This window comes from Actinoallomurus sp. CA-150999, from assembly GCF_050942425.1.
GTDB lineage: Bacteria > Actinomycetota > Actinomycetes > Streptosporangiales > Streptosporangiaceae > Actinoallomurus.
The window spans coordinates 7953404-7979743 of the sequence record NZ_CP192063.1 but is presented as its reverse complement, the minus strand read 5'-3'; the positions used below and the strand labels follow the sequence as shown (position 1 = coordinate 7979743).

Here is a 26340-nt window from a genome sequence, read left to right as displayed (position 1 = left end):
CGCGATGTGGGGCGTCGTCGGCGGCATCCGCGCGATCACCCCGCGAGCCTCCGCGCGCGCCGGCGACTAACGAGGCAGATTCTCGAGGTCGATGTCGATCGGGAACGGGACGGGCACGCTGAGCTTGCCGTGGTGGATGCCGGTCAGCGCGTACGCCTTGGTCGCCGGGTCCAGCTCGTACACGTAGACGACCGGGCGCCCGTCGTTCTCCTCCACGCGCCAGAAGTGCGCGATCCCCGCCTCCGCGTATCGCGGCGGCTTCAGCTTCCGGTCACGCTCCTCCGACTCGGGTGAGACCACCTCGACGGCCAGATGCACCTCGTCGGGCGTGTAGTAGGTCCGGTCAAGGTCATCCGCCGCCGTGGAGTCGATGACGAGCACGTCCGGGCATGGACGCATCCGGTGCCCGAGCTTGACGTCCATCCGCCCTACGGCGCGCGTGTCGGCCGGTGCCTGACCGCTGAGTTCGGTCACCAGCGCACGAAGTGTTCGCTCGTGGAACCGGCTCTGGGGCGCCGCGAAGACGAGGGCTCCATCGATGAGCTCAAGCTGCTCGAAGAAACCGGGTTCGCCATTCGGGCCGTCGGAGGGCAGCCGGTCCATGTCATCGGCGGTCCATCCCCACGGCGGCGGAGACGGCCAGTGATCGAGCGCGTCACAGATACGACTGCGACCTTCCGTGTTCATGTGAATATCCTCCGTGATGGGAGGGGTTGTCGTCAGGTGGATCGGGGCGGCGGGGCAGACTGGCGGGCATGACGTATGAGGCCGCCGAGAACAGGTACGAGAGCATCCCCTACCGCCGGACGGGGCGCAGCGGGTTGAAGCTGCCCGCCGTGTCGCTGGGGCTGTGGCACAACTTCGGGGACGACAAGCCCCTCGACACCCAGCGGGCCATCCTGCGCCGGGCGTTCGACCTGGGCGTGACCCACTTCGACCTCGCCAACAACTACGGCCCGCCGTACGGCTCGGCGGAGACCAACTTCGGGCGGATCTTCCGGGAGGACTTCCGGCCGTACCGCGATGAGATCGTGCTGTCGACCAAGGCCGGCTACGACATGTGGCCCGGACCGTACGGTGAGTGGGGGTCGCGGAAGTACCTGCTGGCCAGCCTCGACCAGTCGCTGAAGCGGATGGGCGTGGAGTACGTCGACATCTTCTACAGCCACCGGTTCGACCCGGAGACGCCCCTCGAAGAGACGATGGGCGCGCTGGACCATGCGGTGCGGTCGGGTAAGGCGCTGTACGCCGGCATCTCGTCGTATTCGGCGGAGCGCACCGCCGAGGCCGCCGCGATCCTGCGTGACATGGGCACGCCGCTGCTCATCCACCAGCCGTCGTACTCCATGCTCAACCGCTGGATCGAGGGCCCTCTCCTGGACACCCTGGATCAGGAGGGGGTCGGCTGCATCGCGTTCTCGCCGCTGGCGCAGGGCATGCTGACCGACAAGTACCTGAACGGCATCCCGGAGGGTTCACGGGCCGGGCAGGGCAAGTCGCTGTCCCCGGACCTGCTCACCGGCGAGGCCCTCGGCCACATTCGTTCGCTCAACGAGATGGCCGAGAAGCGCGGCCAGTCGCTGGCGCAGATGGCCATCGCCTGGACGTTGCGCGATCAGCGGGTCACGTCGGCGCTGATCGGGGCGAGCAGCGTGGCGCAGCTGGAGGACAGCCTGGGCGCCCTGCAGCGGCTCGACTTCAGCGACGACGAACTGGCCACCATCGACCGCTACGCGGTCGAGGCGGGCATCAACATCTGGGCCGCCTCCAGCGCCCACTGAACCCTATGCGGTGATGAGCAGGGTGGCCGCGCCCGCGCCGATGAGCGCGGCCGCCCACACCCGGTCGAGGTTGAACCAGGCGCGGCGCAGGATGGCCAGCCCCACGACCTCGTACACGATGACGGCGATGGTGCCCGCGACGACGAACATGGCGAGCGTGTGCACCCCCGTCACGAAGATCGCCGCCATGACCGCGCTGCCCGCGCCGGAGGTCATGCCGTGGGAGTGCCCGGGTACGGTCACCGCGCCGTGGGTCAGCACGGGCAGCAGCATGAGCCCGGCCCCGTGGGCCGAGGACATGAGGAAGGACCAGCAGGCCAGCTGCCAGAGCGTCAGCCGCATGCCCACCCAGCGGAAGTGGCGGCTGGACAGCAGGCGCCACAGGCCGAACCCGACCAGCAGCACGCCGCCGCCGATCGACAGGATCCGGGAGGTCACCACCGATCCGGTGAGTTCGACGACGGCCGCGACCAGGAACACCGACGCGGCGTGCCCGGCGGCGATCGCGGGCAGCGACTGCAGCACGAGCGCTCGGGACCGCTCCTGTAGGCCCCGGGCGACGGCGAACAGCCAGCCCATGCCGGGGTTCAGCCCGTGGAAGGCGCCCAGGGCGACCAGTGCCACGAGCGATCCTTCCTTCATCGTCATGGGTAGCAGTAAGAGTCGGAGGACGCGTCGCCGCCCTGGAGCCGGACCTGGTGCGGGCGCAGCCCGCGGAAGTCGTCGCCGTGCGGGAAGAACCGCTCGTCGAAGGTGAACTCCGTGCCCGAGTCGAGCTTGGCCGCCCACGCGCCGACGCCGTCGGGGTAGAACTGGTCGTCCCACGAGCCGTACAGCGAGTTCGTGACGTACACGCGCCTGCCGTCGCGGCTGACCTCGACCATCTGCGGGCCGCCGGCGAGCGGCAGGTCCGGTGCCGCCGGGTGCGGGGTGCGGCGCGTGATCCCGCCGATGCGCACCGACCCGGCCTCCACCGGGTTGAACGGGTCGGACACGTCGTAGCGCTTGAGTTCGCCGGTGCCCCAGCACGAGACGTACAGGTGGCGGTCGTCCACCGACAGGTCGATGTCGGTGACGAGCGGTGGCACCGCCCCGAACGGCGCGATCACCGGCGGCAGGTCGCCTGAATCAGCGGGCTCGGCCGGGATCGTGATGACCTTGCGGGCCTTGAACTCGCCGTCCTCGCGGTACCAGAGCCAGACCGAGGCGGACAGGTCCTCGACGCTGACGACGACGCCGGCGAAGCCGTACGTCTTGGTCGGGTCGTGGGCGGGCCGCAGCTCGAGGACCATCTGGTGCTCGTCGCCGAGGTCGACGGTCTGGACGTGACGGCGTTTGCGCAGGTCCCAGAAGTGCAGGGCATGGCCGTACTTGCGGCCGAGCAGCAGCTCGGCGTTCACGCCGTCCTCGATCATCGAGGGCGTGCCCCACTCGGAGGTGATCATGACGTCGTGCGCGATGTGCCACCAGAAGTCGTACGCGAGGTGCTGCGGCCCGCGGTCGGCCTCCCAGGCCCCGAGTACCTCGAAGGAGGTGTGGTCGAGCACCGCGACGCCGCCCGGTCCATCTGCGCCATTCGCGCCGCCGAGCGCGGAGACGTACAGCCCCTCGGGGCCGCAGTGGACGGTGTGCGGCCGGGAGTAGCCGGCGCGCTCGGCCAGCTCCTCCGGCTCGATGACCTTGACGATCGACGGCTTGAGCGGGTCGTCCTTGACGTCGATGACGTAGAGCCGGGAGGAGCGGAGGCCGGGAACGATGAGGTAGCGGCGCTCGACGTGGGGGTGCGGGGCGTTCGGGCACAGGGCGCTGCTGCAGGCGTTCCACCCGAAGTGGTGCAGCTCGTCACCGGTGTAGGGCAGGTCCTGCCAGCCGACCACGGAGCCGTACGAAGTGGAGTCCGGGTCGACGTCGACCACGGCGAGGGCGTCGGGCCTCTCGGCGGACCGGTCGAACGCGGCGATGTAGGCCAGCGTCTCGGGCGGAGCGTTCACCGCTTCGCGGGGGGACGGGTAGAAGGTCGGATCCGGTCTCCACAGAGCCATTCCACGCTCCTTCGGACGACGAAGTCGTCACGCACCGTGCAGGCGTCCTTACCCGCCATCCTGCCCGAAAATCCCTATCTACTCAATGGGGAATCCGGTGCTGTCATAAACCACGATTTGTCCTGACTCTCGGACAACTATTCCGTAAGTGTGCAACCGTGAACCCCATGGCATCGGAACCTCTCCCGCCCCAGGTTCCCGGCGGCGCCGGACCGCGGCCCGAAGACGGGCCGCAGGACGTGTCGCAGGATCCCGGCTCGGTCTCCATCGATGCGAGCGTCTCCCCGGCCGCGAAGAAGATGATCGAGGAGGCCCGTTCCCAGCTCGGTTACCACGAGGCCGCCAACGGCCACACGAAGTACGGCCAGTGGTACGCCGACCGGCACCACGACCCCTCATTCGCCGACGCCAACTGGTGCGACATGGGCCTGTCCTGGTGCGCGGCGCAGATCGGCGCGGGTTCCGTCGTCGGCGAGTACGCCTACACCCCCTGGCACGCCCAGTGGTTCGCGGACCACAAGCACTGGGGCACCCGGCCGCACGTCGGCGACCTGGTCTTCTACGACTGGGACGGCGGCCACTCGATCTCCGGCATCGACCACATCGGCCTCGTCGAGTCGGTACGGAGCGACGGGCGGATCGTGACGATCGAGTTCAACACGAGCGACGCCGTGCGGCGGCGCGTCCGCACCCCCGCGGGCATCGTCGTCGGTTACGGCTCCCCTGACTACCGATCCCTGGAGGACGACATGGCCGAGGTGGTCAGCCTCGGCGCCGGCGCGCAGCAGCAGGTGCCGGCGTCCAAGGACATCTCGATCCAGTTCCACAAGGAGTACTCCGACAGCCACGGTCACCACTCCCCGGACGGCTTCTCGATCACCGCCGGCGCGACGATGTGGGCGGTCTGCGACGCGATCGTCCAGGTGACCGGCCTGCGGGCGAACGACGCGGTCGACCTCGCCTGGTCCCGGATGAAGCCGCCCGCCAAGGCCGGCGACGCCTGGACCGTGCTGGACGACGCCTGGCGCACGCCGTTCCGCGCCGCGCCGGACGGGAGCCTGCGGGCGCAGCTCGGCGGCCAGGTCGGTTTCGACAAGGACACCCGCCTGCGGCTGCGCGTCTACAACCACAACGCCTACCCGGTCACCGTCGCCTCCGTGCTGGCCAAAGTGGCGTTCTTGAAGTACTAGACCGCATGAGGCCGATGAGGTGAGGGGGCACCCGGGTGACGGACCCGTACCTCCGATGCTGGCACAATCAACTCGCGTGACCGACCTCGTGCAGCTGCTCACCCCGGAGGGGGAGCGGATCGACCATCCCCGGTATCCCTTCGAGATCAGCGGGGAGGAGGCCCGGGGGCTCTTCCGTGACATGACGCTCGTCCGCCGGTTCGACACCGAGGCGATGGCGCTGCAGCGGCAGGGCGAGCTCGGCCTGTGGGCGCCGCTGCTCGGGCAGGAGGCCGCGCAGATCGGCACGGCCCGCGCGCTGCACCCGGAGGACTTCGTCTTCCCCAGCTACCGCGAGCACGGCATCGCGTACGTCCGCGGCGTGCCGCCGGCGAACCTTCTGGAGCTGTGGCGATGCGTCTCCTACGGAGGCTGGAACGCCGAAGACCACCGGATGGCCGGGTACGCGCTGGTGATCGGCGCGCAGACGCTCCAGGCCGTCGGCTACGCCATGGGCGTGCAGCGCGACGGGGCGTCGGAGGCCGTGCTGGCCTGCTTCGGCGACGGTGCGACCAGCCAGGGCGACGTCAACGAGGCGTTCGTGTGGGCGGGCGCGCAGAACGCCCCCGTGGTGTTCCTCTGCCAGAACAACCAGTGGGCGATCTCCGCGCCGTTGGAGACGCAGGCCCGCGTGCCCCTCTACCGCCGCGCGGCCGGCTTCGGGTTCCCCGGCGTACGCGTGGACGGCAACGACGTGTTCGCCAGCCTGGCCGTGGCCCGTACGGCCCTGGAGCGGGCGCGGAACGGCGAGGGGCCGACCCTCATCGAGGCCTACACCTACCGGATGAGCGCCCACACGAGCTCCGACGACCCGCGGCGCTATCGAGCCGACGCGGAGCTGGAGGAGTGGCGGCTGAAGGACCCGATCGAGCGGCTCCGGGCGTACCTCACCAAGAACGAACTGGCCGACGACGCCTTCTTCGAGGCCCTGGACGCCGAGGCCGACGAGCTCGGCCGCCGCATCCGCGACGAATGCCGGGCCCTGCCCGACCCGGACCCGCGCTCGATGTTCGACCACGTCTACGCGGGCGCGCACGAGCAACTGGCCGAGGAACGGGACGCGTTCCTGGCCTACCTCGACACGTTCGCCGACTGACCGCCATGATGGGGAGGACGACCCAGGCCGGAGGCGCTTCATCGATGGACGTGGCGGTTCTGGTGGGGGCGGCGCCGACCTAGGCCGGAGGCGCTTCATCGAACGACGTGGCGGCTCCGGCAGGGGGAGCGCCGACCTCAGGCCGGAGGCCGCCGCACCGATCGACGTGGCGACTTCGGGAGGGGCGACGCCGACTCACGGCCGACGTTCGTCTACGATTTCAGGGTCTCGGCATCCGCGGTGGTGAATCAGGCCGACAGCGGCCCGCACCACCGGCACTCCAAGGAGAATCGTTGAGCAGCCCGAGTACCAAAGACAACCTGGATCTCGCCGAGAGCGCGCGGGATCTGGCCGACCGGGCGCCGGCCGGGTCGCTCGAGAAGGCCGCCGCCGGGTCCGTCGCCGTGACCTGCGCGACCACTCGTGACTTCGAGCAGGCCCGCACCGTCCTGGGCGGTCTCGTGCCCGAGGACGTACGGCGTGCGGCGATCGAGCTCCTGGACCAGCTCGCGGCAGGCCACCACTGACCCGCATGTGACCCGGGTGCCGCGGCCGCACTCGTGGTCCGGCCATCCGGTACGCGGCCAGGGCGAACGCGGCCGTACGACGAGCGGCTCGTAGCCGATCGCGCGGCCGCGGGGGAGCGGCCCGGCACCGGCCGCCGCTGACCGGTGCGCGGCCGGCGTGTGACCCACGTCACGCAACCGGACGCGCGCCCGGTGCGGTCACCGAGGTGTGAGCGCAACGCGAACGGCCCTCGGGCATGTCCCAGGCCGTGCCTCCGTGGTGCCGGTCCCCGCGGTCGTCGACCTGTCCGTCATCGTCCCCGCCTACAACGAGCGGTTCCGCCTCCGGGCCACGCTCGAGGCGATCAGCGGGTATCTCCGCGCCTCGAACCTGCGCTGGGAGCTGATCGTCATCGACGACGGGTCCCAGGACGGAACGGACCGTGTCGTCGGCTCGGCGGCGCGTGCCGATCCGCGGATCCGCCTGATCCGATCCCCGGACAACCGCGGCAAGGGCCACGCCGTACGCCTCGGCGTCGCGGCCTCACGGGGCGCGCAGGTGTTCTTCTGCGACGCGGATCTGCCGACGCCCATCGATGAGCTCGACCGGTTGCGCTCACGTCTGCGGGGCGGGGCGGCCGCCGCGATCGGGTCGCGGGCGGTGGCCGGTTCCCGGATAGAGGTCCGGCGGCCGCCCGCTCGCGAGATCCTCGCCCGGCTCGGCAACGGGGTGATCCGGACGGTGGCCACCCCGGGTATCCGCGACACGCAGTGCGGTTTCAAGCTGTTCGACGGGGACAAGGCGCGGCGCGCGTTCGCGCTGGCCCGCATCGACGGCTGGGGATTCGACGTGGAGATCCTCTACCTCTTCCGCCGCCTGGGCTGGCCGATCGCCGAAGTGCCGGTGAGGTGGGCGCACCAGAACGGATCCAAGCTGCGATCCGCCGACTACCTCAGAACGCTCGCCGACGTGATCCGCGTGCGATGGAGACACGCGAGGATCAAGACCTCGGATGAGACGCCATGATCGTGGGCGGCGACGTCGCCGCGCCGGCCGCGGCGGATGCCGAGCCGACGGGCGGCCGCAGGTGGCCGCGACCGGCATGGCGGCCGGTATGGGGACCGGTATGGCGGCCGGGATGGGGACCGGTATGGCGGCCGGAGTGGGGACCGGGGTGGCGGCCGGGGTGGGGCGTCGCGGTCGGCTATCTGATCGGCGCGTTCTGGGTCTACGGGCGGTTCTGGCCGGGCCTCGGCCATCGGTACCTCACCGACAGCGGACAGGACCAGACCCAGTGGGAGTGGTTCTTCGCCGCCACCGCGCACAACGTCGTGCACCTGCACAACCCGTTCTTCACCACGCTGCTGAACCATCCGCTCGGCGTGAACCTCATGGCCAACACCGCGATGCTCGGCCTGAGCGTCCCGCTGACCCCGGTGACCCTGCTCTTCGGCCCCACGGTCACCTGGGTGCTGATCCTCACCCTGGGCCTGGCGGCGACCGCCACGGCCTGGTACGGGCTGCTCCGCCGCCACGTCGTCGGCTCCTGGCCGCCCGCCGCCCTCGGCGGCGGCTTCGCCGCGTTCGCCCCGCCGGTCATCTCGCACGCGAACGCGCATCCCAACCTCGCCGTGCTGTTCGTGATCCCGTTGATCATCGATCGGCTCATCCGGCTCACCACCGGCGACGCGGTGGCCCGCGACGGCGTGATCCTCGGCCTGCTCGTGACGTTCCAGATCCTCCTCGGCGAGGAACCGCTCCTGCTCGCCGCGACCGGACTGGCCGTCTTCGCCGTCGGCTACGGCCTGGCGCGGCCGGATCGGGTCCGAAGCGTCGTCGTGCCCCTGGCGAAAGGGCGCGCCGTCGCGGCCGCGGTGAGCGTGCCGCTGGTGGCGTATCCGCTGTGGTGGCAGTTCACCGGCCCGCAGAGCTACCGGAGCCTCCTGCACGGACCGGCCGGCAATGACGTCCTGGCGCTGACGGGGTTCGCGAGCCGGTCCCTGGCGGGAGACCGGGCCACCGCGGGCCCGCTCTCGCTCAACCCGACGGAGGAGAACGCCTTCTTCGGCTGGCCGCTGCTCATCCTCCTCGCCGTCCTCACGGTGTGGCTCTGGCGGGTCGCACTCGTACGGGCGCTCGCCCTCGTCATCGTCGTGGCCATGGCCTTCTCCCTCGGCCCCGAGATCGTCTTCCACGGTGCGAAGACCGGGCTCATCGGCCCCTGGAGACTCGTCTCGTGGCTTCCGCTTTACGAGTCGGTGCTGGAGACCCGCTTCACCATGGTGTGCGTGCCCGCCATCGCCGTCCTCCTGGCGTTCGCCACCGAGCAGGTGTTCACGCTGGGCGCCCTGGCCCCCTGGCGAGGCGCGCCGCTGCGGCTCGTCTGGGGCGTCGCGCTGGCCGAGGCCCTGCTGCCCATCGCCCCGAAGCCACTGCTCGCCGCCGACCGGCCGGCGACGCCGGCGTTCTTCTCACGCGGGCTCTGGCGTCAGTACGCCGCACCGGGCCGCACCATCGTCACCGTCCCGCTGCCGGACTCCGGCGAGGCCACGGCCATGCACTGGCAGGTCATGGCCGGTCTGCGGTTCTCGCTCGCGGAGGGCTACTTCCTGGGACCATGGGGCCCGGACCGGCAGGGCGGCTACGGCGCCGTCCCGCGTCCGACCTCGAGTCTGCTCGCTCGCGTCCGCGACGACCACGTCGCCGCCAGGGTGACCCCTGCCGACATCCAGACGGCCCGGGACGACCTGGTCTTCTGGCAGGCGGACGCAGTCGTCCTCGGCCCGGGCGACCAGCAGCAGCCGCTGCGCGTCACGCTGGGCAGGCTGCTCGGCCCGGGAGCGTACGTCGGCGGCGTCTGGGTCTGGAACGTACGCCCGGTCACGCGGCCGAAGGCGAGCGGCTGAGCGCCGGTCCCGTGCCGGAAAGGCCGCCAACGAGTGCTGTTCGCCTGGTCACGTGGCCGGAGGCGGGCGGCTGAGCGTCGGTCCCGTGCCGGAAAGGCCGCCAACGAGTGCTGTTCGCCTGGTCACGTGGCCGGAGGCGGGCGGCTGAGCGTCGGTCCCGCGGCGGAAAGGCCGCCAACGAGTGCTGTACGCCCGGTCACGCGGCCGAAGGCGAGTGGCTGAGCGCCGGCTCCGTGGAGAGCGAGTACTGGCCGCCCGGTCGCGTGGCCGAAGACGGGCGGGTGAGCGCTGCCCCGGGCCGGGAGGCCGCGCGAGCGCCGGATGCGATCGGCTCAGGATCAGAGTGCGATCGCCCGGTACCTCAGGATCGCGTCGACGATCTCCTGGGCGGATGCCGACTCCAGTTCAGGCGGTGGCCAGAAGATCAGATCGCTCACCGCCGGATGCGACGTGTTGGTCTCCAGCACCCGCAGGTACCAGTCCTGGTCCGGCGGCAGGCACGCCCGGATCCTGCGGACGATCTCCACAAGCTCATCCCGCGTGACGTCCGGAACTCGCGGATGCCCGGGCCGCGCCGCGCGCACGGCGGCCTCGTCGCGGGAATCCGCCGCCGAATAGTCGCGGAACTCCGAATAATCGTGGCCGGTCGTCTCTTCGAACCTGGCCACCGCCTCTTGGGCGACGTCGCCTCTCAGCTCGGCGATCCTGTCGATCTCACGACCCAGCTCCTCGATGCGCTGGGGGCTGACCGGCGGGGGCAGCAGTTCAGGACGCAACTCCATCCGCGCATTCTGTCTCAGTCATCCCGGGGTGGGCGACGGAGCGCCGCGTCCTTGTCCAGGGGTCGCCGTCCCGGTGGCGCTCGGGCCTGCGGATGGCGTGCCCGTCACGCACGCCGGTGACGCGGACGCGGGTGAGGCCGTCGACGTTCCGGGCGGATCACAGCGGGCCTCGGGGACGGACGACCAGGTCGGCTGGGCCGTGAACCGTACCGACGCGGCCAGGTCACGCAGTCTCGCGTCGCCGCCGAGCCGCGCCAGCGCGATGGAGTCGCCGGCCTCGACGATGAGGCCGCTGCCGTCCAGGAAGACGACCGTCGTCCGGGACACCGCGGCAGGTCGTCCGCCGATGGTGGCGGCGGTGGCGTGGTGTGCGAAAACCGGCATCCGGACACCGACGTCGATCCGCGTCGTGGTGTCGGCCGCCGCGTCGTCGGTGGCGAAACGGAGCGTCAGCACGCGGCCGAAGCGGGCCGGGCCGATCGAGGAGACGACACCGACCAGCCGGTCCTGCGCGCCGAGCGCGTGAGCGGGCACCGCGACCGGCCGCGTGACCGGGTCGTTCGCGCCGGCGCGTACGCTCAGGGCGATCTTCTCGGCGCGGTCGGCGTCGGCCCCCGGTCCCTTGAGCGAGACGAATCCCCAAGCGCCGGGCCGCCATTCCCAGGCCAGCTCGGTCGCGTCCGGACGGATCACCGGGGCCGTCAGGAGCAGGGCGCGATGCCCGTCGACCGGCGTGGCCGGACGGCCGGAGGGCCGCCAGGCCGCACCGGCCTCCTGGGGCGTCCGGCCCTTGGCGTACATCACGACCACCGCGTCCGTGCCCGTGTCGTCGCCGGGGTTCGCGGCCCGGAGCACGATCCGCTGGCGGTAACGGCCCGTCTCGTACGTGTCGGGGGTGAAGCCGCCCGCGGAACCGACCCTGAAGGCGCGATGCAGGACGTCGAAGCCGTCCCGGCCGGGCGCCACGGGACGTGGGTCCGTGGGGGCCAGGACCTGGAGGAGCACGCCCACGGACGCCACCGCGGCGACGACGGCCCCCGTGGCCCCGGCCCCGATCGCCGCGTGCCGGATCCGGGCGCGGCGGCGTCCCTCGCACAGTGCCTTTCGCACGTCCACGCCGGGAGGCGCCTCGGGCCGTGCGGTACGCAACGGGGCGAGGAGGTGAGCGCCGTCCTGCTCTGGCCGCGTCATCGGTCTCTCCCTCCAAGGTCGGCGGTGATCGGTTCGCCGAGCAGCCCGCGCAGCCGCTCCAGGCCGCGGGCCGTCTGGCTCTTGACGTTTCCCTGCGAACAGCCGAGGATCTCGGCGACCTCCGCCACCGGCAGGTCGCAGAGGAATCGCAGGACGAGTACGGCGCGCTGTCGTGGCGGCACGCGCTCCAGCGCGGCGTGTACGACGGTGCGCGTCTCGACGTCGGGCCCCGCCGCTGCGGGCAGGCTCGGGGTCTCGTGCGGTGCTCCGGTGAGCCGGACGCGCGCCCACCGCAGACGCTGCTCGTTGAGGAAGGACCGGATCAGTATCGTCCGGACATATCGGTCCAGGTCATCGGCCTCGCGGGCGCGGTGCCAATGGACGTAGAGCCGGGTGATCGCCGTCTGCAGCACGTCATCGGCGCGGTGTGCGTCCTTGCACAGTAAGTAGGCGATGCGGTGCAGTTCGGGCAGCCTGGCCGTCACGTACTCCACATAGGCCTCTTCGTCGGCCGCGCGCACCGATCCTCCTCGTTGGCTTCGCCCATGAGACCGGCGCGGGTCCGGGAAAGGTTGCACGCGTTTCGGAAATGGCCGTCCCCGGACGCCGGGGACGGGTTCGTGAGGGGATTCCGGACGGCGCTCCACCGCCGGGCGTGGCCGGTGTGCTGGGAGGCGTTACCGTCGTCCGGCCGGAGCACACGGTGTGATCTCGGTAGAATCCCGACTGTGGCCGAGCCGAAGTTCGAGATACAGATGCTGCATGACCGCGTGATGGTGCGCCCGGAGAAGGACTCGGGAGAGCGCCGCAGCAGCGGGGGCATCGTGATCCCGGCGACCGCGGAGCAGAGCAACCGCCTCGTCTGGGGCGAGGTCTGCGGCGTCGGCCACAACGTCCGCACCGTCAAGGTCGGCGACATGGTCCTGTATCACGACGAGGACCAGTTCCAGGTCGAGGTGCAGGGCGAGCTGTACCTCGTGATGCGCGAGCGCGACGTGCACGCCGTCGCCAACGAACGCCCCGAGTACGGCACCGGCCTCTACCTGTGACCCTCCCTGAGCCCTGATCGTCCGTGCTCGGCGTGGCAGCGGCCGGGAGGACACAGCACCGGCCTCTACCTGTGACCCTCCCTGGGCCCTGAGGCCGGACTCACAGCGGCAGGGTGAACGCCGACAGGCGGGTGTAGACGCCCGGGTAGCCCGGGCGGGCGCAGCCGTACGCCCAGGAGGTCAGCCCGGCGAGCCGGCCCTGGAGGATGAGCGGTCCGCCGCTGTCGAACTCACAGGTGTCGGCCTTCGGCGAACCCGCGCACACCATGTCCTTCGCGCTGAACGTGTCGCGGCCGTACGCCGTCGTGCACCGCTTGTCCGGGGCGATGGGGATGGTGGCGTCGCGGAGCCGTACGTTGAACAGGTCCCGCTCCGAGGTCGTGCCCCAGCCGAGGACCCGCGCGTCCGCGCCGGGCGGATAGGTGCCGTACCGGCCGATGAGCGGCAGCGGCAGGCGGTTCACCGGCCGGGCGAGCGTGAGCACGGCCACGTCGTTGTGCTCGACCGTCTCGCTCTGGAAGGACGTCTCACGGAAGTCGGGGTGCACCCAGATCTTCGTGATCTTCACCGTCTCGCCGTCCTTCTTCGACAGGTCGGCGCGGCCGAACACGGCGCTCAGCAGGCCCGGGACCTGGCGCAGGAAGCTCACGCAGTGCGCCGCCGTTACGACCTTGTCGGACGCCACGAGCACGCCGCCGCAGAACTGCCCGGAGGGCCGGATGAGGAAGGCCGGCGTGCCGATCGCCGCCAGCCACGACGGCGGGGTGGCGAGCGAGCCGCCGACGATCGCGTTCGCCGAGGGGGTCACCAGGCCGGCGCACAGGGCGAGCGCCGACAGGACCACCGCCGCCAAGCGGCGCGGGAACAGGGGCATGGGGGGAACACCTCCGTCCGGTGCCGTAAAACCTAACGGCATCGGGTCCCACCGCGCGAGGGGGGTCGGGTGATCGGGCGCGCGGCCCGGACCGGCACGGCGTGATAGCGGGGTGACGATTGTCAGCGCTGAAGTGCGGTCGAGCCGGTCCAGCTGGCCAGAAGATCGAGTGCCTGGCGTTCGGGTGAGTCGGGCTCGGGCGAGTAGATGGTGATACAGAGCCCGGGGTCAGCGGGCAGATCGAGGGCTTCGTAGGGCAGGGCTAGGTCCCCGACGAGCGGGTGGTGGAGTTGCTTCACGCCGGAGCGGGGGAACTTCACGTCGTGCCTAGCCCAACGCTGGGCGAACTCGTCGCTCTTTGTGGAGAGCTCGCCGATCAGGTCCGTCAGGCCCTTGTCTCGCGGCGAGCGGCCGGTCTCGGTGCGCAGGAAGGCGACCGAGTCGTTGGCGGCTTTCTCCCACTCGGACCAGAAATCGGCGGAACCAGGATCGAGGAACAGGAACCGCGCGGTGTTGACCGGACCACGCTGCGCGAACAACGGGGAATCGTAGACCGGGGTATACAGAGCCCGGCCGAGCGAGTTGGCGGCGAGGATGTCGAACCGTCCGTTGCGGAGGTAGGCCGGCAGGTCGGTCATCGCGTCGAGCATCCGCAGAATCACCGGTCGGATCCGCCCAGGCGCAGCGGGTGGTCGGCGCTCGGACGCCGTGGCCGCGCGGGCCAGGTCGTAGAGGTAGGCCCGCTCGGCATCGTCGAGCTGAAGTGCGTGGGACAAGGAGTCCAGCACCGAGTCCGAGGCGCCGCTCAGGTTCCCGCGCTCGAGGCGGATGTAGTAGTCAATGCTCATCCCGGCCAGCAGTGCCACCTCCTCCCGGCGCAACCCGGTCACACGTCGATTGACACCGAAGACGGGCAGCCCTGCCTGCTGCGGCGTAATGCGGGCGCGACGAGTACTGAGGAACTCCCGCACCTTGTCGGCCTGCTCATGCCTCTCGCTGTCGGTCACATCACCACCGTAGGTCGTGCGGCGGTGTGCTGGGAGGTACTGCCGTTACCCGGAAGAGCGGTAACTCCCACCCGCGCACGAATACGGGTTTCTTGGGAGGGACCCAGCAAGGCGGAGAGACCCTGCACGGCTTCGAGAAGTCAGCCGGCAAGTTCGGCGTCGAACACATCGACCTGCTGATCCTCCGCCAAGCCCTCCCGTACACCTAGAAGGACCGCAAGTGGTAGACAACCAATTCACAACGCATGCAGAACTTTTCGATCTGAGTGGAAAGCGCGCGCTCGTCACCGGTGGCACCAGAGGCATCGGAATGATGATCGCGCGTGGCCTTCTCCAGGCGGGCGGCCGCGTGGTCATCAGCTCACGCAACGCAGAAGCGTGCGCTCAGGCGCAGGAGCAGCTGTCCAAATTCGGTGAGGTGCGGGCCATCCCCGCCGACCTGTCCCGCCACGACGAGTGTCGGCGACTGTCCGACCTCGTCACCGCCGACTCGGAGCGTCTCGACATCCTCGTCAACAACGCGGGCGCCATGTGGGACGAGCCGCTGGCGACGTTCCCAGACGCGGCCTGGGACACGGTCGTCGACCTCAACCTGAAGTCGCCGTTCTGGCTGGTCCAGGCGTTGCTGCCCGCACTTGGCAGGGCGGGCACCGCCGACGATCCCGCGCGGATCATCAACATCGGCAGCATCGCCGCCATCCACATCCCCCAGCGGCCCAACTACTCGTACTCCAGCAGCAAGGCCGCACTGCATCAACTCACCAGAGTGCTCGCCAAGGAACTAGGACCGCAGCACGTCACCGTGAACGCCGTGGCGCCGGGACCGTTCCCGTCGGCGATGATGGCTGCAACACTCGATGAGCTCGGCGAGGCGATCGCGGCGGCGGCCCCACTACGCCGGATCGGCCGCGACGACGACATGGCGGGTGTCGCCGTGTTCCTCGCCAGCCGGGCAGGCGCATACCTAACGGGCGCCGTGATCCCCGTCGACGGCGGCATCGCCACAACCGCGTAGGCCGCCTGGCTTGGCTAGTCGTACCTGCGGCTGGTGCGCGAGGAGATGCGTCCCGAGACACTGCGCGGGACGAGCTTGCCGAGCCCGACGAGGGTCTTGTACTGCGCGCCGGGGACGCTGACGGTCCTGCCGCGCCGGAAGTCGCGCAGCGCGTCGGCGACGACCCGGTCGGCGTCCAGCCAGAACGCCTCGGGGATGCCGGACATGTCGATGCCGGCCCGCTCGTGGAACTCGGTGTGCACGAAGCCCGGGCACAGGGCCATGATGTGCACGCCCGGGACGTCCTGCGCGGCGCCCTCGCTGAACGCGACCACCCACGCCTTCGACGCCCCGTACGTGCCGCGCGACAAGAACGCCGCCACCGACGCGACGTTGATGACGCCGCCGCGACCGCGCTCGCGCATCCCCGGCAGAGCGGCATACGTCAGGCGCAGCACCGCCTCGCAGTGGACCCGCAGCATCGTCAGCTCCTCCTCGAGGGGCACCTGGAGGAACCGTCCCCTGCTCCCGAACCCGGCGTTGTTGACGACAAGGTCGGCGCGGCGGGCGGCCTCCTCGCCCTTGGCGAGGCCCTCGTCGGTGGCCAGGTCGGCGACGACGACCTCGGCGTCGCCGTACTCCTCGGCGGCGCCGGCCAGCCGCTCGGCGTCGCGGGCCAGCAGGATCAGGTGGAAGCCGTCGGCGGCGAGCCGGCGGGCGAACGCCGCGCCGATCCCCGCGGTGGCGCCGGTGATGAGGGCCGTAGACATGATCTTAGGCTAACTTCTGCTCCGTCAGATCGGCTGGTCCGCGTCCGCTGAGCGTCGCCCGCGGGATCGGGGCCGCAGCCCGGTCGGGACCGCGGAACCGGCCTCCGGCAGGGGCCCGCCGCCGGGGCCAGGGACGCCGGGCAGGCGGAGACGCATCAGCGCGCCGCCTCCGGGCCGGTTCTCCGCGAGTACCTCGCCGGCATGGTGGTCGGCGGCGTTCCGGACGATCGCCAGGCCCAGGCCGGACCCGCTGACCGCGCGCGCCGCAGCCGACCGGTAGAAGCGCTCGAAGACGTACGGCAGGTCGCCGGGCTCGATGCCGGGCCCCTCGTCGGCGACGACGAGTTCGCCGTCACGGAGCACGACCCACACCGTGCCGTCCGGCGGGCCGAACTTCACCGCGTTGTCGAGGAGGTTCGTGACCGCCCGCGCCAGCTCCGGCTCAGCCCCCTCCACGACCCACGGTTCCAGGTTCACCGAGAACACCGTCGCGGCGGCGCGCAGGCGCACCCGCTCGACGGCATGGTGGACGACCTCGTCGAGCCGTACGGGCTCGCGCCGGCGCGGCGTCTCGTCGTCCCGCGCCAGCTCGACCAGGTCCCCGACCAGGGTGGTCAGCTCCATGAGCTGGGCCTTGACGTCGGCGAGCAGCCGGTCGTGGGTGCCCTGGGGCAGTGGCCGCTCCGGGTGCCGCTGGATCTGGATCAGCAGGTCGATGTTGGTGCGCAGGCTCGTGAGCGGGGTGCGCAGCTCGTGGCCGGCGTCGGAGACCAGCTGCCGCTGCCGCTCGCGGGACCGGTTGAGCGCGGCGAGCATGGCGTTGAAACTGTGCGCGAGTTCGGCGATCTCGCCGCCGCCGGTCACCTCGATCGGCGTGGGGTCCAGGTCCTGCGTCCGGGCGATCCGCGCGGCGGCCCGGGTGAGGTTGCGGATGGGCCGCAGCCCGGCTCCGGCGACGGCGAAGCCGGCGGTGGCGGCGAGGGTCACCGCGCCGAGCCCGAAGATGACGGTCCCGAGCTGGAGCCGTAGGACGGTGCGGTCGACGTCGGCCAGGGACCGGGCCAGCACGATGACGTTGCCGTCCGGGGCCCGCGTCGTCACGACCCGTACGTGGACGTCGCCGGAGTAGGCGCTGCGCAGCCGGACCTGAGGCGCGGGGCCCGCCGACACCGCGCGTACGTCGGCGGAGTCGACCGGCACGCGGAGCGTCGTGCCCGGCGGCGTGGTGATCGAGCCGTCGGGTTGGACGATCGCGACGCTGATGCCCAGCGGGGCGAGCAGGTGGGCGTCGTGCCGGTCGCCCGGCCGGTCGTCCGGAGAGTGGGCGAACGACTTGGCCTGGCTGATGAGGTTCTGGTCGATCTGGTTGCGCAGTTCGTTCTGCAGCAGCGTGTCGGCGGCGAACGCCACGATGACGATCGCCAGGATGACGGCGCCGGCCGCCAGCAGGGCCACGCGGGACCGCAGCGACAGTCGGCGCGGGGACGGGACTCTCATCGGAGGGCGTACCCGACTCCCCGGACGGTGTGGATCACCCGGGGCTCGCCGTGCTCTTCGGTCTTGCGCCGTAGATAGCCGATGTAGACGTCGAGGGAGTTCGACGAACGCCCGAAGTCGTACCCCCAGACCTCCTCCAGGATCCGGGAGCGTTCGAGCACGTGCCGCGGGTTGCGCATCATCAGTTCGAGGAGGTCGAACTCCGTCCGCGTGAGTTCGAGCGGCCGCTCGCCGCGGCGGGTCTCCCGGGTGGTCAGGTTCATGGTGAGGTCGCCGAAGCGCAGGACCTCCTCGCGGGGTCCGTCGCCGTCGTCGAATCCGCGCGACCGCCGCAGCAGCGCGCGCAGGCGGGCCAGGAGCTCCTCCAGTTCGAAGGGCTTGGTGAGGTAGTCGTCGGCGCCCGCGTCCAGGCCGGTCACGCGGGCGTCGAGGTCGACGCGGGCGGTGAGCATCAGGATCGGGATGTCGTCTCCGCGCCGCCGCAGCATCCGGCAGGCGCCCAGCCCGTCGAGGTTCGGCATCCTCACGTCGAGGATCAGGACGTCGGGCCGGGCGGCGTCGACCGCCTCGAGGGCGCCGATGCCGTCCTCGGCGAGATCGACCTCACAGCCGTTGAACCGCAGTACCCGCTCCAGAGCGGAGCGCACCGCGGGGTCGTCGTCGGCCACCAGGATCCGTGCGGAAGCCACCATGCGGACAGCCTGGGCAATCGCCGTGATCCGCCCATGAAGCGAACATGAGACCCGCCTGAGATCCCGTACGGGGTCGCGCCCCTGGCCGGAACCGGCCCATCACCTTGATCGGATGATCGGCCGGTGTGACAGTGCGCGCGTTCTGACAACTCCTGAGATGGGAGATGACCGTGCGCGACAGGATCCGGCCATGGGCCCGGTGGGCGGTGGTCCCGGCGTTCGCCCTCGTCGCCGGCCTCACCGCCCCGGCGCATGCGGCGCCGACGGCGAAGGCGACCGGCAAGGACTGTGAGGAGCCCGAGGTCAAGGCGGCGAAGGCCGCGACGACCCGGGTTCTGAAGGATGAGGAACCGGAGGAGTGCGGACCGCTCGCACCGGGCGAGTGGAAGGCGCGCCAGGACCTGTCCGGCGGCGGCGGGCTGCCGGAGCAGGCCCTGCTCACGGCGGCCGGCCAGGCGCGCCGGATCCGGTCCGTCGGGCACTGGACCTCCGAGGGGCCGGCGAACATCGGCGGGCGGGTCACGGGTGTCTCCGTCGACCGTACGGGGGCGGTCTTCATCACGGCAGCCAGCGGCGGCGTCTGGAAGAGCACCGACCAGGCCACGAGGTTCCGGTCGGTGTGGCCGGACGACTACCCGCAGGCCACCGGCGCCACGGTCGCCGCACCGGACGGGTCCGTCTACGTCGGCACCGGCGAGGCGAACCCCGGCGGCGGTTCGCTCACCTACGAGGGCGACGGGATCTACCGGACCACGGACGGCGGCCGCACCTGGAAGAACCTCGGCCTGCGTCACTCGGCCACGATCGGGCGGATCGCCGTCGACCCGGCGAACCCGAAGCGGATCTTCGTGGCGGCCACCGGGTCGCTGTTCCGTTCGGGCGGGGAGCGCGGCGTCTACCGGACCACCGACGGCGGTCGTACGTGGCAGCGCGTGCTGGCCGGGGCGAACGCCTGGACCGGCGCGGTCGACCTGGCGATCGCGCCGGACCGGCCGGACACCGTGTACGCGACCCTCTGGGACCGGCAGCGTACGCCGAGCCTGCGCCGGTACGGCGGGCCGGGCTCCGGGCTGTACCGCTCCACCGACGGCGGCGCGCACTGGACGCGGCTGGAGAACGTCACGAAGCTCACCCCCGGCGACACCACCGGCCTGAAACCCGACCCGAGCTTCAGCCGCTCCGGGGTGGCCGCCGCGCCCGGCGGACGGGTGTACGTCCGCACGGCGACGTGGGGCGCGTACGGCGACGAGAAGGGCTTCTACGTCTCCGACGACGGCGGGAACTCCTTCACCACGGGCGGCGCGCCCGAGGCCGCGCTCGGCTGGTGGGGCGGCGAGGTCTGGGCCGACCCGGCGAACCGGGACCACGTCCTCGTCCCCGGGGAGTTCCTCCGGGAGTCCAAGGACGGCGGCAAGACGTGGACCAACGACACCGGTACGCACGTCGACCACCACGCGATCGCCTGGGACCCCACCAAACCGGGCCGGGTCTATGAAGGCAACGACGGCGGCGTCTACCGCTCGGACGCGAACGCGGCGGCTGGCAGCTGGACGCACGCGGCGTACGAGCCGTGGACGCAGTTCTACAGCGTCGCGGTGAGCGCGCAGGACCCGACGCGCATCACCGGCGGCGCCCAGGACAACGGATCGAACCGCACGTGGGGCGGCGAGCGCTGGAACTCCTGGTACGACGGCGACGGCGAGCAGAACCTCATCGATCCGCGGAACCAGAACCGCGTCTACGCCTGCTACCAGTACGGCAACTGCGCCCGTTCCCTCGACGGCGGCGACCACACCACCGACCTCACGGTCGCGGCGGCCGACGACGACCGGTTCAATTGGTTCAGCCCGCTGGAGTTCGCCACCGACGACCCCGACGTCACCTACCTCGGCGGCAACCGGCTCTTCCGCTCGGCGGACGGGCTGCACTTCACGCCGATCAGCCCCGACCTGACCGGCGGGCCCGGCGACGACCCGGTCTACCCGTTCGGGACGCTGACCTCCGTGCAGGCCACCGGCGACCGGATCCTGGCCGGCACCGATGACGGCCGCGTGCAGTTGACCCAGGACGCCGGGCGGACGTGGACGCCGCTGCTGACCGGGAAGCAGTGGGTGACCCGTGTGCGGTTCGACGGGGCGCGCGTCGTCGTCACCCTGTCCGGCTACCGCACCGGGACCGGCGGCGGCAACGTGCTCACGTCGTCCGACGGCGGCCGTACGTGGAGCGACATCACCGGCAACCTGCCGACGGCTCCGGTCAACGACGTGATCATCGGTCCGCGCGGCGTGCTGGTCGTCGCCACGGACGCCGGCGTGTTCGCGGGCCTCGGGAAGCGCTGGATCCGGCTCGGCAGCCTGCCGCTGGCCGCGGTCACCGACCTCGAGTTCAAGGCCGGAAGGCTGTACGCGGCGACGTTCGGCCGCGGTGTCTACAGCATGAAGCTCACTCCGGCGCTGCTCCGCCAGGTCGGCTGATCGGAAGGAGATAAGTGATCCGATCAATACCTCGAGAACCCGCCATTCTGGGGCAGAAGTATTGATCGGTCGGGTGATTGGTCCTACCTTTAGGGCGTCTCTTGACCCCTGGAGGGCCGATGCCCCGTTTCTTCCGCCTTCGTACGCCCGGGTCCCGGGTCGTCGCCGTCGAGCCGCCGCGATCCCGGGCCCCGGGCGTACTGTTCCTCACCGCCGCGCTGACCGCCCTCGCGACCGCCGGAGCGCTGCAGGCCGGGGTGCCCGCAGCACAGGCGGCGTCCCAGGACGTGTACGTCTCCCCGGCGGGCTCCGACCACGCGCCGGGCACGGCCGTGCGCCCCGTCCGGACCCTCGAACACGCACGTGACCTGGTCCGGTCCCGGCACCTGGCCGGGGACCTGACCGTGCACGTCGCGTCCGGCGTCCAGCGGCTGTACCGGCCCCTCGAACTCGACGCCCGCGACTCCGGCCGGGACGGCCACCGGATCATCTGGCAGGGCTCGCCCGGCACCGTGATCAGCGGCGGGCGCCGGGTCACCGGCTGGCGGCCCGGACCGAACGGCGTCTGGTCCGCGCCCGCCCCGGGCGGGCTCGGCAACACCCGGCAGCTGTACGTCGACGGCGTCCGCGCGCAGCGCGCCGGCGGAAAGGTCCCGGTCACCCTCACCGCGACCGCCACCGGATACACGGCGTCGGCCGACACGCTCGCCAAGTGGCGGAACCCCGGAGACGTCGAGTTCGTCTACACCGCCGGCGAGAAGCTCTGGAACGCCGAGCGCTACGGCCTCGGCCAGTGGACCGAGCCGCGCTGCCCGGTCGCCTCCGTCTCCGGCACCACGATCACGATGGCCCAGCCCTGCTGGGACAACTCCATGAAGCGGGTCATCTTCCCCGACATCCCGGGCCGTACGGTCAACATGGTCGGGCCCGGCACGCTCACCAACGGCAGCCTGCCCGCGTACGCCGAGAACGCCCTCGAACTGCTCGACCAGCCGGGGGAGTGGTACCTCGACCGCACCCGGCACCGCGTCTACTACAAGCCCCGGGCCGGGCAGGACCTGCGCCGCGCGGACGTCGAGGCCCCGGCGATCGAGAAGCTGGTAGACGCGAACGGCGTCCACGACGTCGCCTTCCGCGGGCTGCAGTTCTCGTACGCGACCTGGCTGACGCCGTCGAGCCCGGAGGGCTTCTCCGAGATCCAGGCCGGCTACACCATCACCGGCAAGACCGGGTACGCCACGCAGGGCCTGTGCCAGTTCATCGCCGGCGGCACCTGCCCGTACGGCTCCTGGACCAAGGAGCCGGGCAACGTCTCCGTCACCGGTGAGCGCGTGGAGTTCAGCGACAGCGTGTTCACCCACCTCGGCGCGGCCGGGCTGGAGTTCGGCACCGGCACCAAGGACGCGGTCGTCCGCGGGAACGTCTTCACCGACATCTCCGGCAACGGCGTCGAGATCGGCGGGGTCGACAAGCCGCAGGCCGACGACGCCGGCACCACCCGCGGCAACACGGTGGAGGACAACCACCTGTACGGGCTGCCGCGTGAGTTCCACGGCGGCGTGGCCATCATCAACGGCTACAGCCAGCACGACACGATCGCGCACAACCAGATCGACGACGTCGCGTACAGCGCGATCTCGATGGGCTGGGGCGGCTGGCCCGACAAGATCAGCAAGCCGGCGACGCCCAACATCTCCCACGACAACGCCGTGCGCGACAACCTCATCTTCAATTACATGCAGCTGCTCGACGACGGCGGCGGCATCTACACCCAGGGCATCACGGGCACGTCCATCGCGGACGGCGAGAAGGTCACCGGCAACGTCATCCACGACCAGTGGGGCCTCGGCAAGAACGTCTACACCGACAACGGCTGCACGTACGAGACGATCGAGGGCAACGTCCTGTACAACGCGGCGTATGCCAACGTCGCCAGCCGCCACACCGACTACCGCGACGCCCTCGGCAACAACGACCCGACGCTCGTCAAGGGCAACTACTGGCAGCAGGGCGACCCGGACAGCGACAACAAGGGCCTGGTCACCCAGGGCAACCACATCCTGTCCGACCCCTCGAAGGCCCCGGCCGACATCGTGAGCAACGCGGGCCTGGAGCCGAAGTACCGGGGGCTCCTCGGCGTCCGCGTGCCCACCACGCCGGAGGCTCCGGGCCGCGTCGCCACCTTCGCCGCCGACGGCAAGGTCTACGTCGCCTGGAACCCCGCCTCCGACGGCGCCGCGCCCACGTCGTACACCGCGACGGCGACAGGCGGGAAGAGCGTCACGATCGGCGCCGCCGACTTCCGGCGCACCGGCTACGCCGTCATCGACGGCCTGACGAACGGCACGCCGTACACGGTGACCGTCACCGCCCGGGGCGCCTCGGGCGTCAGCGTGCCCTCGCTGCCGTCCGCAGCGGTCACGCCGGGCACGGGTGGCGGTGCGCTCGCCGCCGCTCCGACGAGTCTCAAGGCGCGGGCGAGCGCGGACGCGGTCGCGCTGCAGTGGACCCCGCCGACCGTCACCGGCGACACCCCGGTGATCGGCTACGCGGTGACCGTCTCCGACGGCCGTACGGTCACCGTGAACGGACGGGACACGCTGATCAGCCAGCCGACGGCCAAGGCCCTGCTCCGGGTGGTGAACGGCCTGCAGCCGGGCACGAAGTACACCTTCACCATCGCCGCCGTCACGGCCACCGGCACCGGCACCGCGGCGTCGGTCACCGCCACGACGCCGACCGGCTGAGTCGGAGAGGCGACAAGACACGAGGGCCGCCCCTGCGGACAGGGGCGGCCCTCGGACGGCGTGAGGCAGCCGTCTACTTGCGCACGATCATGCAGGCGTCGCCCACGTGGTCGATGTTCGACTTCTTCGGTGCGACACCGAAGCAGAGCTCGGTTTTGTTGGCGAACGTCTTGTTGATCTGTATGACCTTCGAACCCACCTTTTTAGTGATCTTGGCCTTCCAGATAAAAGTGGGCTTGTGGTGCGGCGCGAGCACCTCGACGTAGGGATATCCCGTGAACTGCTTGCGGGAGCGGAGGAAGATCCTCTCTTTGGCGACGTGCACTCCCCTCGCGTCCACGTTGGCGCACCACTTGGTGCCGCATGGGTTGGCGCTCTCCGTGTGCACCGTGCTCGCGCCGGCCGTCCCAGTGGTGAGTGCCAGACCGGCCGCCGCGGACGCGCCGACGAGGACCATGGAGAGTTTGCGCATATTTTCTCCTAGAGATGATCTTGCGTGACGGGATCACCCTAGGGATGCGAAAGGTCGCGTTATAGAGTCTGCGGGCCCAACGAAAGATTAGGGCCTGAGGACTATTCGTGATGCCGCTGGGACCCGGTCGCGCTGCGGCGGACCCCGCCGACCGCCACCGGTGACAACACGAGGGCCGCCCCTGACGACAGGGGCGGCCCTCGCATGGCCCAGCTGATGGGCAGCCCAGCTGGTGCACGGATCAGGCGCAGGTGGAATCTAGCCGTGCACGACGGCGCAGGCGTCGCCCGCGTAATCCTGGTTCTTCATGCTCGGCGCGACGCCGGAGCAGAGCGTGGTGTTGTTGGGGAATTTCTTGTTGTGAAGCTTCAGGCGTATCGCGGTTGCGTTCTTGGACTTCTGCCACCAAAGGAAATAGGTCTTCTTGTGCGGCGGGGACACCTCGACGTAGCCATAGCCACTGAACTTTTTGCCGGAAGGTCGGTAGACTCTCACATAATCGACCTTCAGTCCCTTCCCTTTCACCTGGGCGCACCAGTTTTTGCCGCACTTGGTGGCGTTGTCCGTGTGCACCGTGCTCGCGCCCGCCGTGCCACTGGTGAGTGCCAGACCGGCCGCCGCGGCGGCGCCCGCGAGGACCAGGGAAAGTTTGCGCACGATTCCCCCTAGAGACGATCTTTCATGGACGAGATCACCCTAGGGGCGCGAAAGGTCGCGTTACAGAGTCTGCGGGCTCAACGGAGGATTAGGACCCGAGACCTACTCGTGATGTCACTGAGACGCTGTCAGGCCAGGCGGCGCGACCACAAGCCGCGAAGGCCGCCCCCTCGGGGAAAGGGGACGGCCTTCGTAAGGCGCGAGGCTGCCCTACTCGACGATCACCGCGGCGGCGCGTAGCTCGGCCGCTGGTGTACGGATCAGGCGCAACCGCAGATTACTTGTGCACCTTGGCGCAGGCGGTGCCCACGTGGTTGATGTACTGCTTCTTCGGCGCGACGCCGGCGCAGAGCAGAGTGTTGTTGGCGAACTTCCGGTTGACCTTCAACTGGATCGACACCACGTTCTTGAACTTCTTCGTTGCATAGAGGATGTAGAACTTCTTGTGCGGCTCGGACACCTCGAGGTAGGCCCAGCCGGAGACCGTCGGCTTCCCGTTCTTAATCCTCTTGTCCCAGACGGTCACGGAGTCGACCTTCAGGCCCTTCCCCTTGACGTAGGCGGCGAACTTGCTGCCCTTCGGCCAGGCATTCTCCGTGTGCACCGTGCCCGCAGCGGTCACCGTGCCCGTGCTCGTGGCACTCACCGTTTGCATCGTGCTCGCGTTCGCCGTACCGCTGGTGAGTGCCAGACCGCCCACCGCGATGGCGCCGACGAGGGTCATGGAGAGTTTGCGCATATTTCCCCCTAGAGATGATCTTGCGGGACGAGATCACCCTAGGGATGTGAAAGGTCGCGATACAGAGTCTGCAGGCTCAACCTATGATTAGGTCCCGAGACCTATTCGTGATGCCGCTGAGACCCTGTCAGGCCAGGCAACGCATGGCTTCGCGGAGGTCCGCGTCGAGCGGGTGGCCGTCGGGGAGGCGTCCCACGGTGGCCTCGACGAACTCGGCCGGGGTCAGCCGGCCCAGGCCGCGGGGCGTGCGCACGACGAGGTCGCCGTCGTCGTCCTTCTCGACCTCGACGTCGGCCTCCTGCTCCTCCAGGGCGAACCGGCCGACCGCGACGCGCCAGGCCGTGCGCTCTCGGGCGTCGTCGACCGGCACGCCGGCGTCGTCGCCGTGCGTGGCGTACTCGGATGAGTAGTGGAAGGCCTGCAGGCCGACGGGGTACGGCCCGGCCATCGTGGCCAGCGTCGCGTCGCGCCCCAGCGCGCGCATCCGCCGGCGGGTGTCGCCGTTCCGGGTGCGCCACTCGTCCAGCACCTCGGCGACGGGGAGACCGCGCCGGGTGCGGACCGTCCAGTCGTTGAAGTCCGCCAGCCCGGTGACCCCGTTCTTCTCCAGGCGGGACCAGAGCCCGTCGAGGCCGTCGTCGAGGCAGGCGTGGTTGTAGTCCTCCTCGCCCGCCAGGTGGGCGAGGACGTCGCGGACCGTCCATCCCTCGCAGCGCGACGGCCGCATCCAGTCCTCGCCGCCCAGACCGCTGAAGAAGCGGTCGAGGCGCTCGGCCTCGGCGTCGAAGATGGCGAACGGGTCGAGATCATCGAGTGTGGTCACGCCCGTCCTCC

25 protein-coding genes are annotated in these 26340 nt (G+C 70.6%); 10 read left to right on the top strand and 15 right to left on the bottom strand.

Going from position 1 to position 26340, the window contains the following annotated elements; genetic code table 11:
• Positions 1-66 precede the first annotated feature (66 nt).
• Positions 67-687: a Uma2 family endonuclease gene (locus ACQP2O_RS36885; protein ID WP_433173363.1), complete on the bottom strand. Its 621-nt coding sequence runs from the start codon at positions 685-687 to the stop codon at positions 67-69.
• A gap of 68 nt (positions 688-755) precedes the next feature.
• On the opposite strand from ACQP2O_RS36885, the gene mgrA reads away from it, so the two are divergent.
• Complete coding sequence (gene mgrA / locus ACQP2O_RS36880) at positions 756-1781, top strand: L-glyceraldehyde 3-phosphate reductase (protein WP_433173361.1); 1026 nt, start codon at positions 756-758, stop codon at positions 1779-1781.
• A 3-nt stretch (positions 1782-1784) separates the two neighbouring features.
• On the opposite strand, the gene ACQP2O_RS36875 is transcribed toward mgrA, so the two are convergent.
• Both ACQP2O_RS36875 and ACQP2O_RS36870 read right to left on the bottom strand, forming a co-directional pair.
• Entirely contained in the window at positions 1785-2423 is a 639-nt protein-coding gene (locus ACQP2O_RS36875; RefSeq protein ID WP_433191271.1) for a hypothetical protein, read from the bottom strand.
• Between the two features lie 2 nt (positions 2424-2425).
• On the bottom strand, positions 2426-3823 hold the full coding sequence (locus ACQP2O_RS36870) for a selenium-binding family protein (protein WP_433173358.1): 1398 nt from the start codon (positions 3821-3823) through the stop codon (positions 2426-2428).
• A 167-nt stretch (positions 3824-3990) separates the two neighbouring features.
• Here ACQP2O_RS36870 and ACQP2O_RS36865 point away from each other — a divergent pair, with 167 nt between their 5' ends.
• From ACQP2O_RS36865 to ACQP2O_RS36845, 5 genes are all read left to right on the top strand, one after another.
• Positions 3991-5013: a CHAP domain-containing protein gene (locus tag ACQP2O_RS36865; RefSeq protein WP_433173357.1), complete on the top strand. Its 1023-nt coding sequence runs from the start codon at positions 3991-3993 to the stop codon at positions 5011-5013.
• A 55-nt stretch (positions 5014-5068) separates the two neighbouring features.
• Positions 5069-6148, top strand: a complete 1080-nt coding sequence (pdhA, locus tag ACQP2O_RS36860; RefSeq protein WP_433173355.1) for a pyruvate dehydrogenase (acetyl-transferring) E1 component subunit alpha — start codon at positions 5069-5071, stop codon at positions 6146-6148.
• A gap of 293 nt (positions 6149-6441) precedes the next feature.
• Complete coding sequence (locus tag ACQP2O_RS36855; protein ID WP_433173353.1) at positions 6442-6675, top strand: hypothetical protein; 234 nt, start codon at positions 6442-6444, stop codon at positions 6673-6675.
• 256 nt (positions 6676-6931) lie between these two features.
• Positions 6932-7681 (top strand): dolichyl-phosphate beta-glucosyltransferase, encoded by a 750-nt coding sequence (locus tag ACQP2O_RS36850; protein WP_433173351.1) that lies wholly within the window; start codon positions 6932-6934, stop codon positions 7679-7681.
• A complete protein-coding gene (locus tag ACQP2O_RS36845) occupies positions 7678-9561 on the top strand; it encodes a hypothetical protein (RefSeq protein ID WP_433173349.1) in 1884 nt (627 codons plus the stop codon). The genes ACQP2O_RS36850 and ACQP2O_RS36845 overlap by 4 nt, the downstream gene beginning before the upstream one ends.
• Before the next feature lie 338 nt (positions 9562-9899).
• Here the strand turns inward: ACQP2O_RS36845 and ACQP2O_RS36840 are convergent, their stop codons facing one another.
• The 3 genes from ACQP2O_RS36840 to ACQP2O_RS36830 are packed head-to-tail and all read right to left on the bottom strand — an operon-like array spanning position 9900 to position 12055.
• On the bottom strand, positions 9900-10343 hold the full coding sequence (locus ACQP2O_RS36840) for a hypothetical protein (RefSeq protein WP_433173347.1): 444 nt from the start codon (positions 10341-10343) through the stop codon (positions 9900-9902).
• 18 nt (positions 10344-10361) lie between these two features.
• A complete protein-coding gene (locus tag ACQP2O_RS36835; RefSeq protein WP_433173345.1) occupies positions 10362-11534 on the bottom strand; it encodes a hypothetical protein in 1173 nt (390 codons plus the stop codon).
• Positions 11531-12055: a SigE family RNA polymerase sigma factor gene (locus tag ACQP2O_RS36830; RefSeq protein ID WP_433173343.1), complete on the bottom strand. Its 525-nt coding sequence runs from the start codon at positions 12053-12055 to the stop codon at positions 11531-11533. The genes ACQP2O_RS36835 and ACQP2O_RS36830 overlap by 4 nt, the downstream gene beginning before the upstream one ends.
• A 207-nt stretch (positions 12056-12262) precedes the next feature.
• Here ACQP2O_RS36830 and ACQP2O_RS36825 point away from each other — a divergent pair, with 207 nt between their 5' ends.
• A complete protein-coding gene (locus ACQP2O_RS36825) occupies positions 12263-12583 on the top strand; it encodes a GroES family chaperonin (protein WP_433173341.1) in 321 nt (106 codons plus the stop codon).
• A 100-nt stretch (positions 12584-12683) separates the two neighbouring features.
• Here the strand turns inward: ACQP2O_RS36825 and ACQP2O_RS36820 are convergent, their stop codons facing one another.
• Both ACQP2O_RS36820 and ACQP2O_RS36815 read right to left on the bottom strand, forming a co-directional pair.
• The gene (locus tag ACQP2O_RS36820) at positions 12684-13457 is read right to left on the bottom strand and encodes a S1 family peptidase (protein WP_433173339.1); all 774 of its coding nucleotides are present in this window, start codon (positions 13455-13457) and stop codon (positions 12684-12686) included.
• A 122-nt stretch (positions 13458-13579) separates the two neighbouring features.
• Positions 13580-14464: a helix-turn-helix transcriptional regulator gene (locus tag ACQP2O_RS36815; protein WP_433173337.1), complete on the bottom strand. Its 885-nt coding sequence runs from the start codon at positions 14462-14464 to the stop codon at positions 13580-13582.
• Positions 14465-14684: 220 nt separating this feature from the next.
• Here ACQP2O_RS36815 and ACQP2O_RS36810 point away from each other — a divergent pair, with 220 nt between their 5' ends.
• Complete coding sequence (locus ACQP2O_RS36810; protein WP_433173335.1) at positions 14685-15479, top strand: SDR family oxidoreductase; 795 nt, start codon at positions 14685-14687, stop codon at positions 15477-15479.
• Positions 15480-15493: 14 nt separating this feature from the next.
• On the opposite strand, the gene ACQP2O_RS36805 is transcribed toward ACQP2O_RS36810, so the two are convergent.
• Genes ACQP2O_RS36805 through ACQP2O_RS36795 form a run of 3 tightly spaced genes read right to left on the bottom strand, consistent with a single transcriptional unit; the run spans position 15494 to position 18417 of the window.
• Positions 15494-16228, bottom strand: coding sequence for an SDR family NAD(P)-dependent oxidoreductase (locus tag ACQP2O_RS36805; RefSeq protein WP_433173333.1), 735 nt, complete (start codon positions 16226-16228; stop codon positions 15494-15496).
• Positions 16229-16252: 24 nt separating this feature from the next.
• Positions 16253-17725 carry a sensor histidine kinase gene (locus tag ACQP2O_RS36800; RefSeq protein ID WP_433173331.1) on the bottom strand — a complete coding sequence of 491 codons (1473 nt, stop codon included), beginning with the start codon at positions 17723-17725 and terminating at the stop codon, positions 16253-16255.
• Entirely contained in the window at positions 17722-18417 is a 696-nt protein-coding gene (locus ACQP2O_RS36795) for a response regulator transcription factor (protein ID WP_433173329.1), read from the bottom strand. Before ACQP2O_RS36795 ends, ACQP2O_RS36800 begins: the two co-directional genes overlap by 4 nt.
• 170 nt (positions 18418-18587) lie before the next feature.
• On the opposite strand from ACQP2O_RS36795, the gene ACQP2O_RS36790 reads away from it, so the two are divergent.
• Positions 18588-20891, top strand: a complete 2304-nt coding sequence (locus ACQP2O_RS36790; RefSeq protein WP_433173326.1) for a VPS10 domain-containing protein — start codon at positions 18588-18590, stop codon at positions 20889-20891.
• 119 nt (positions 20892-21010) lie between these two features.
• Positions 21011-23638, top strand: coding sequence for a fibronectin type III domain-containing protein (locus tag ACQP2O_RS36785; RefSeq protein ID WP_433173324.1), 2628 nt, complete (start codon positions 21011-21013; stop codon positions 23636-23638).
• Positions 23639-23711: 73 nt separating this feature from the next.
• Here ACQP2O_RS36785 and ACQP2O_RS36780 read toward each other — a convergent pair whose 3' ends face one another.
• The 4 genes from ACQP2O_RS36780 to ACQP2O_RS36765 form a co-directional block, all read right to left on the bottom strand.
• Positions 23712-24110, bottom strand: coding sequence for a hypothetical protein (locus ACQP2O_RS36780; RefSeq protein WP_433173322.1), 399 nt, complete (start codon positions 24108-24110; stop codon positions 23712-23714).
• Between the two features lie 258 nt (positions 24111-24368).
• Positions 24369-24767 carry a hypothetical protein gene (locus ACQP2O_RS36775; protein ID WP_433173320.1) on the bottom strand — a complete coding sequence of 133 codons (399 nt, stop codon included), beginning with the start codon at positions 24765-24767 and terminating at the stop codon, positions 24369-24371.
• Positions 24768-25044: 277 nt separating this feature from the next.
• The gene (locus tag ACQP2O_RS36770) at positions 25045-25506 is read right to left on the bottom strand and encodes a hypothetical protein (RefSeq protein ID WP_433173318.1); all 462 of its coding nucleotides are present in this window, start codon (positions 25504-25506) and stop codon (positions 25045-25047) included.
• A gap of 127 nt (positions 25507-25633) precedes the next feature.
• Positions 25634-26329 carry a maleylpyruvate isomerase family mycothiol-dependent enzyme gene (locus ACQP2O_RS36765; protein ID WP_433173316.1) on the bottom strand — a complete coding sequence of 232 codons (696 nt, stop codon included), beginning with the start codon at positions 26327-26329 and terminating at the stop codon, positions 25634-25636.
• Positions 26330-26340: the final 11 nt, after the last annotated feature.

Excerpts from the sequence above, each read along its gene's own strand:
- ACQP2O_RS36795 (WP_433173329.1), bottom strand. The coding sequence starts at position 18,417 with ATGGTGGCTTCCGCACGGATCCTGGTGGCCGACGACGACCCCGCGGTG.
- ACQP2O_RS36785 (WP_433173324.1), top strand. The coding sequence starts at position 21,011 with ATGCCCCGTTTCTTCCGCCTTCGTACGCCCGGGTCCCGGGTCGTCGCC.
- ACQP2O_RS36875 (WP_433191271.1), bottom strand. The coding sequence starts at position 2,423 with ATGAAGGAAGGATCGCTCGTGGCACTGGTCGCCCTGGGCGCCTTCCAC.
- pdhA (WP_433173355.1), top strand. The coding sequence starts at position 5,069 with ATGCTGGCACAATCAACTCGCGTGACCGACCTCGTGCAGCTGCTCACC.
- ACQP2O_RS36870 (WP_433173358.1), bottom strand. The coding sequence starts at position 3,823 with ATGGCTCTGTGGAGACCGGATCCGACCTTCTACCCGTCCCCCCGCGAA.
- ACQP2O_RS36770 (WP_433173318.1), bottom strand. The coding sequence starts at position 25,506 with ATGCGCAAACTCTCCATGACCCTCGTCGGCGCCATCGCGGTGGGCGGT.
- ACQP2O_RS36835 (WP_433173345.1), bottom strand. The coding sequence starts at position 11,534 with ATGACGCGGCCAGAGCAGGACGGCGCTCACCTCCTCGCCCCGTTGCGT.
- ACQP2O_RS36865 (WP_433173357.1), top strand. The coding sequence starts at position 3,991 with ATGGCATCGGAACCTCTCCCGCCCCAGGTTCCCGGCGGCGCCGGACCG.
- ACQP2O_RS36800 (WP_433173331.1), bottom strand. The coding sequence starts at position 17,725 with ATGAGAGTCCCGTCCCCGCGCCGACTGTCGCTGCGGTCCCGCGTGGCC.
- ACQP2O_RS36840 (WP_433173347.1), bottom strand. The coding sequence starts at position 10,343 with ATGGAGTTGCGTCCTGAACTGCTGCCCCCGCCGGTCAGCCCCCAGCGC.
- mgrA (WP_433173361.1), top strand. The coding sequence starts at position 756 with ATGACGTATGAGGCCGCCGAGAACAGGTACGAGAGCATCCCCTACCGC.
- ACQP2O_RS36820 (WP_433173339.1), bottom strand. The coding sequence starts at position 13,457 with ATGCCCCTGTTCCCGCGCCGCTTGGCGGCGGTGGTCCTGTCGGCGCTC.
- ACQP2O_RS36780 (WP_433173322.1), bottom strand. The coding sequence starts at position 24,110 with ATGCGCAAACTCTCCATGGTCCTCGTCGGCGCGTCCGCGGCGGCCGGT.
- ACQP2O_RS36845 (WP_433173349.1), top strand. The coding sequence starts at position 7,678 with ATGATCGTGGGCGGCGACGTCGCCGCGCCGGCCGCGGCGGATGCCGAG.
- ACQP2O_RS36805 (WP_433173333.1), bottom strand. The coding sequence starts at position 16,228 with ATGTCTACGGCCCTCATCACCGGCGCCACCGCGGGGATCGGCGCGGCG.
- ACQP2O_RS36885 (WP_433173363.1), bottom strand. The coding sequence starts at position 687 with ATGAACACGGAAGGTCGCAGTCGTATCTGTGACGCGCTCGATCACTGG.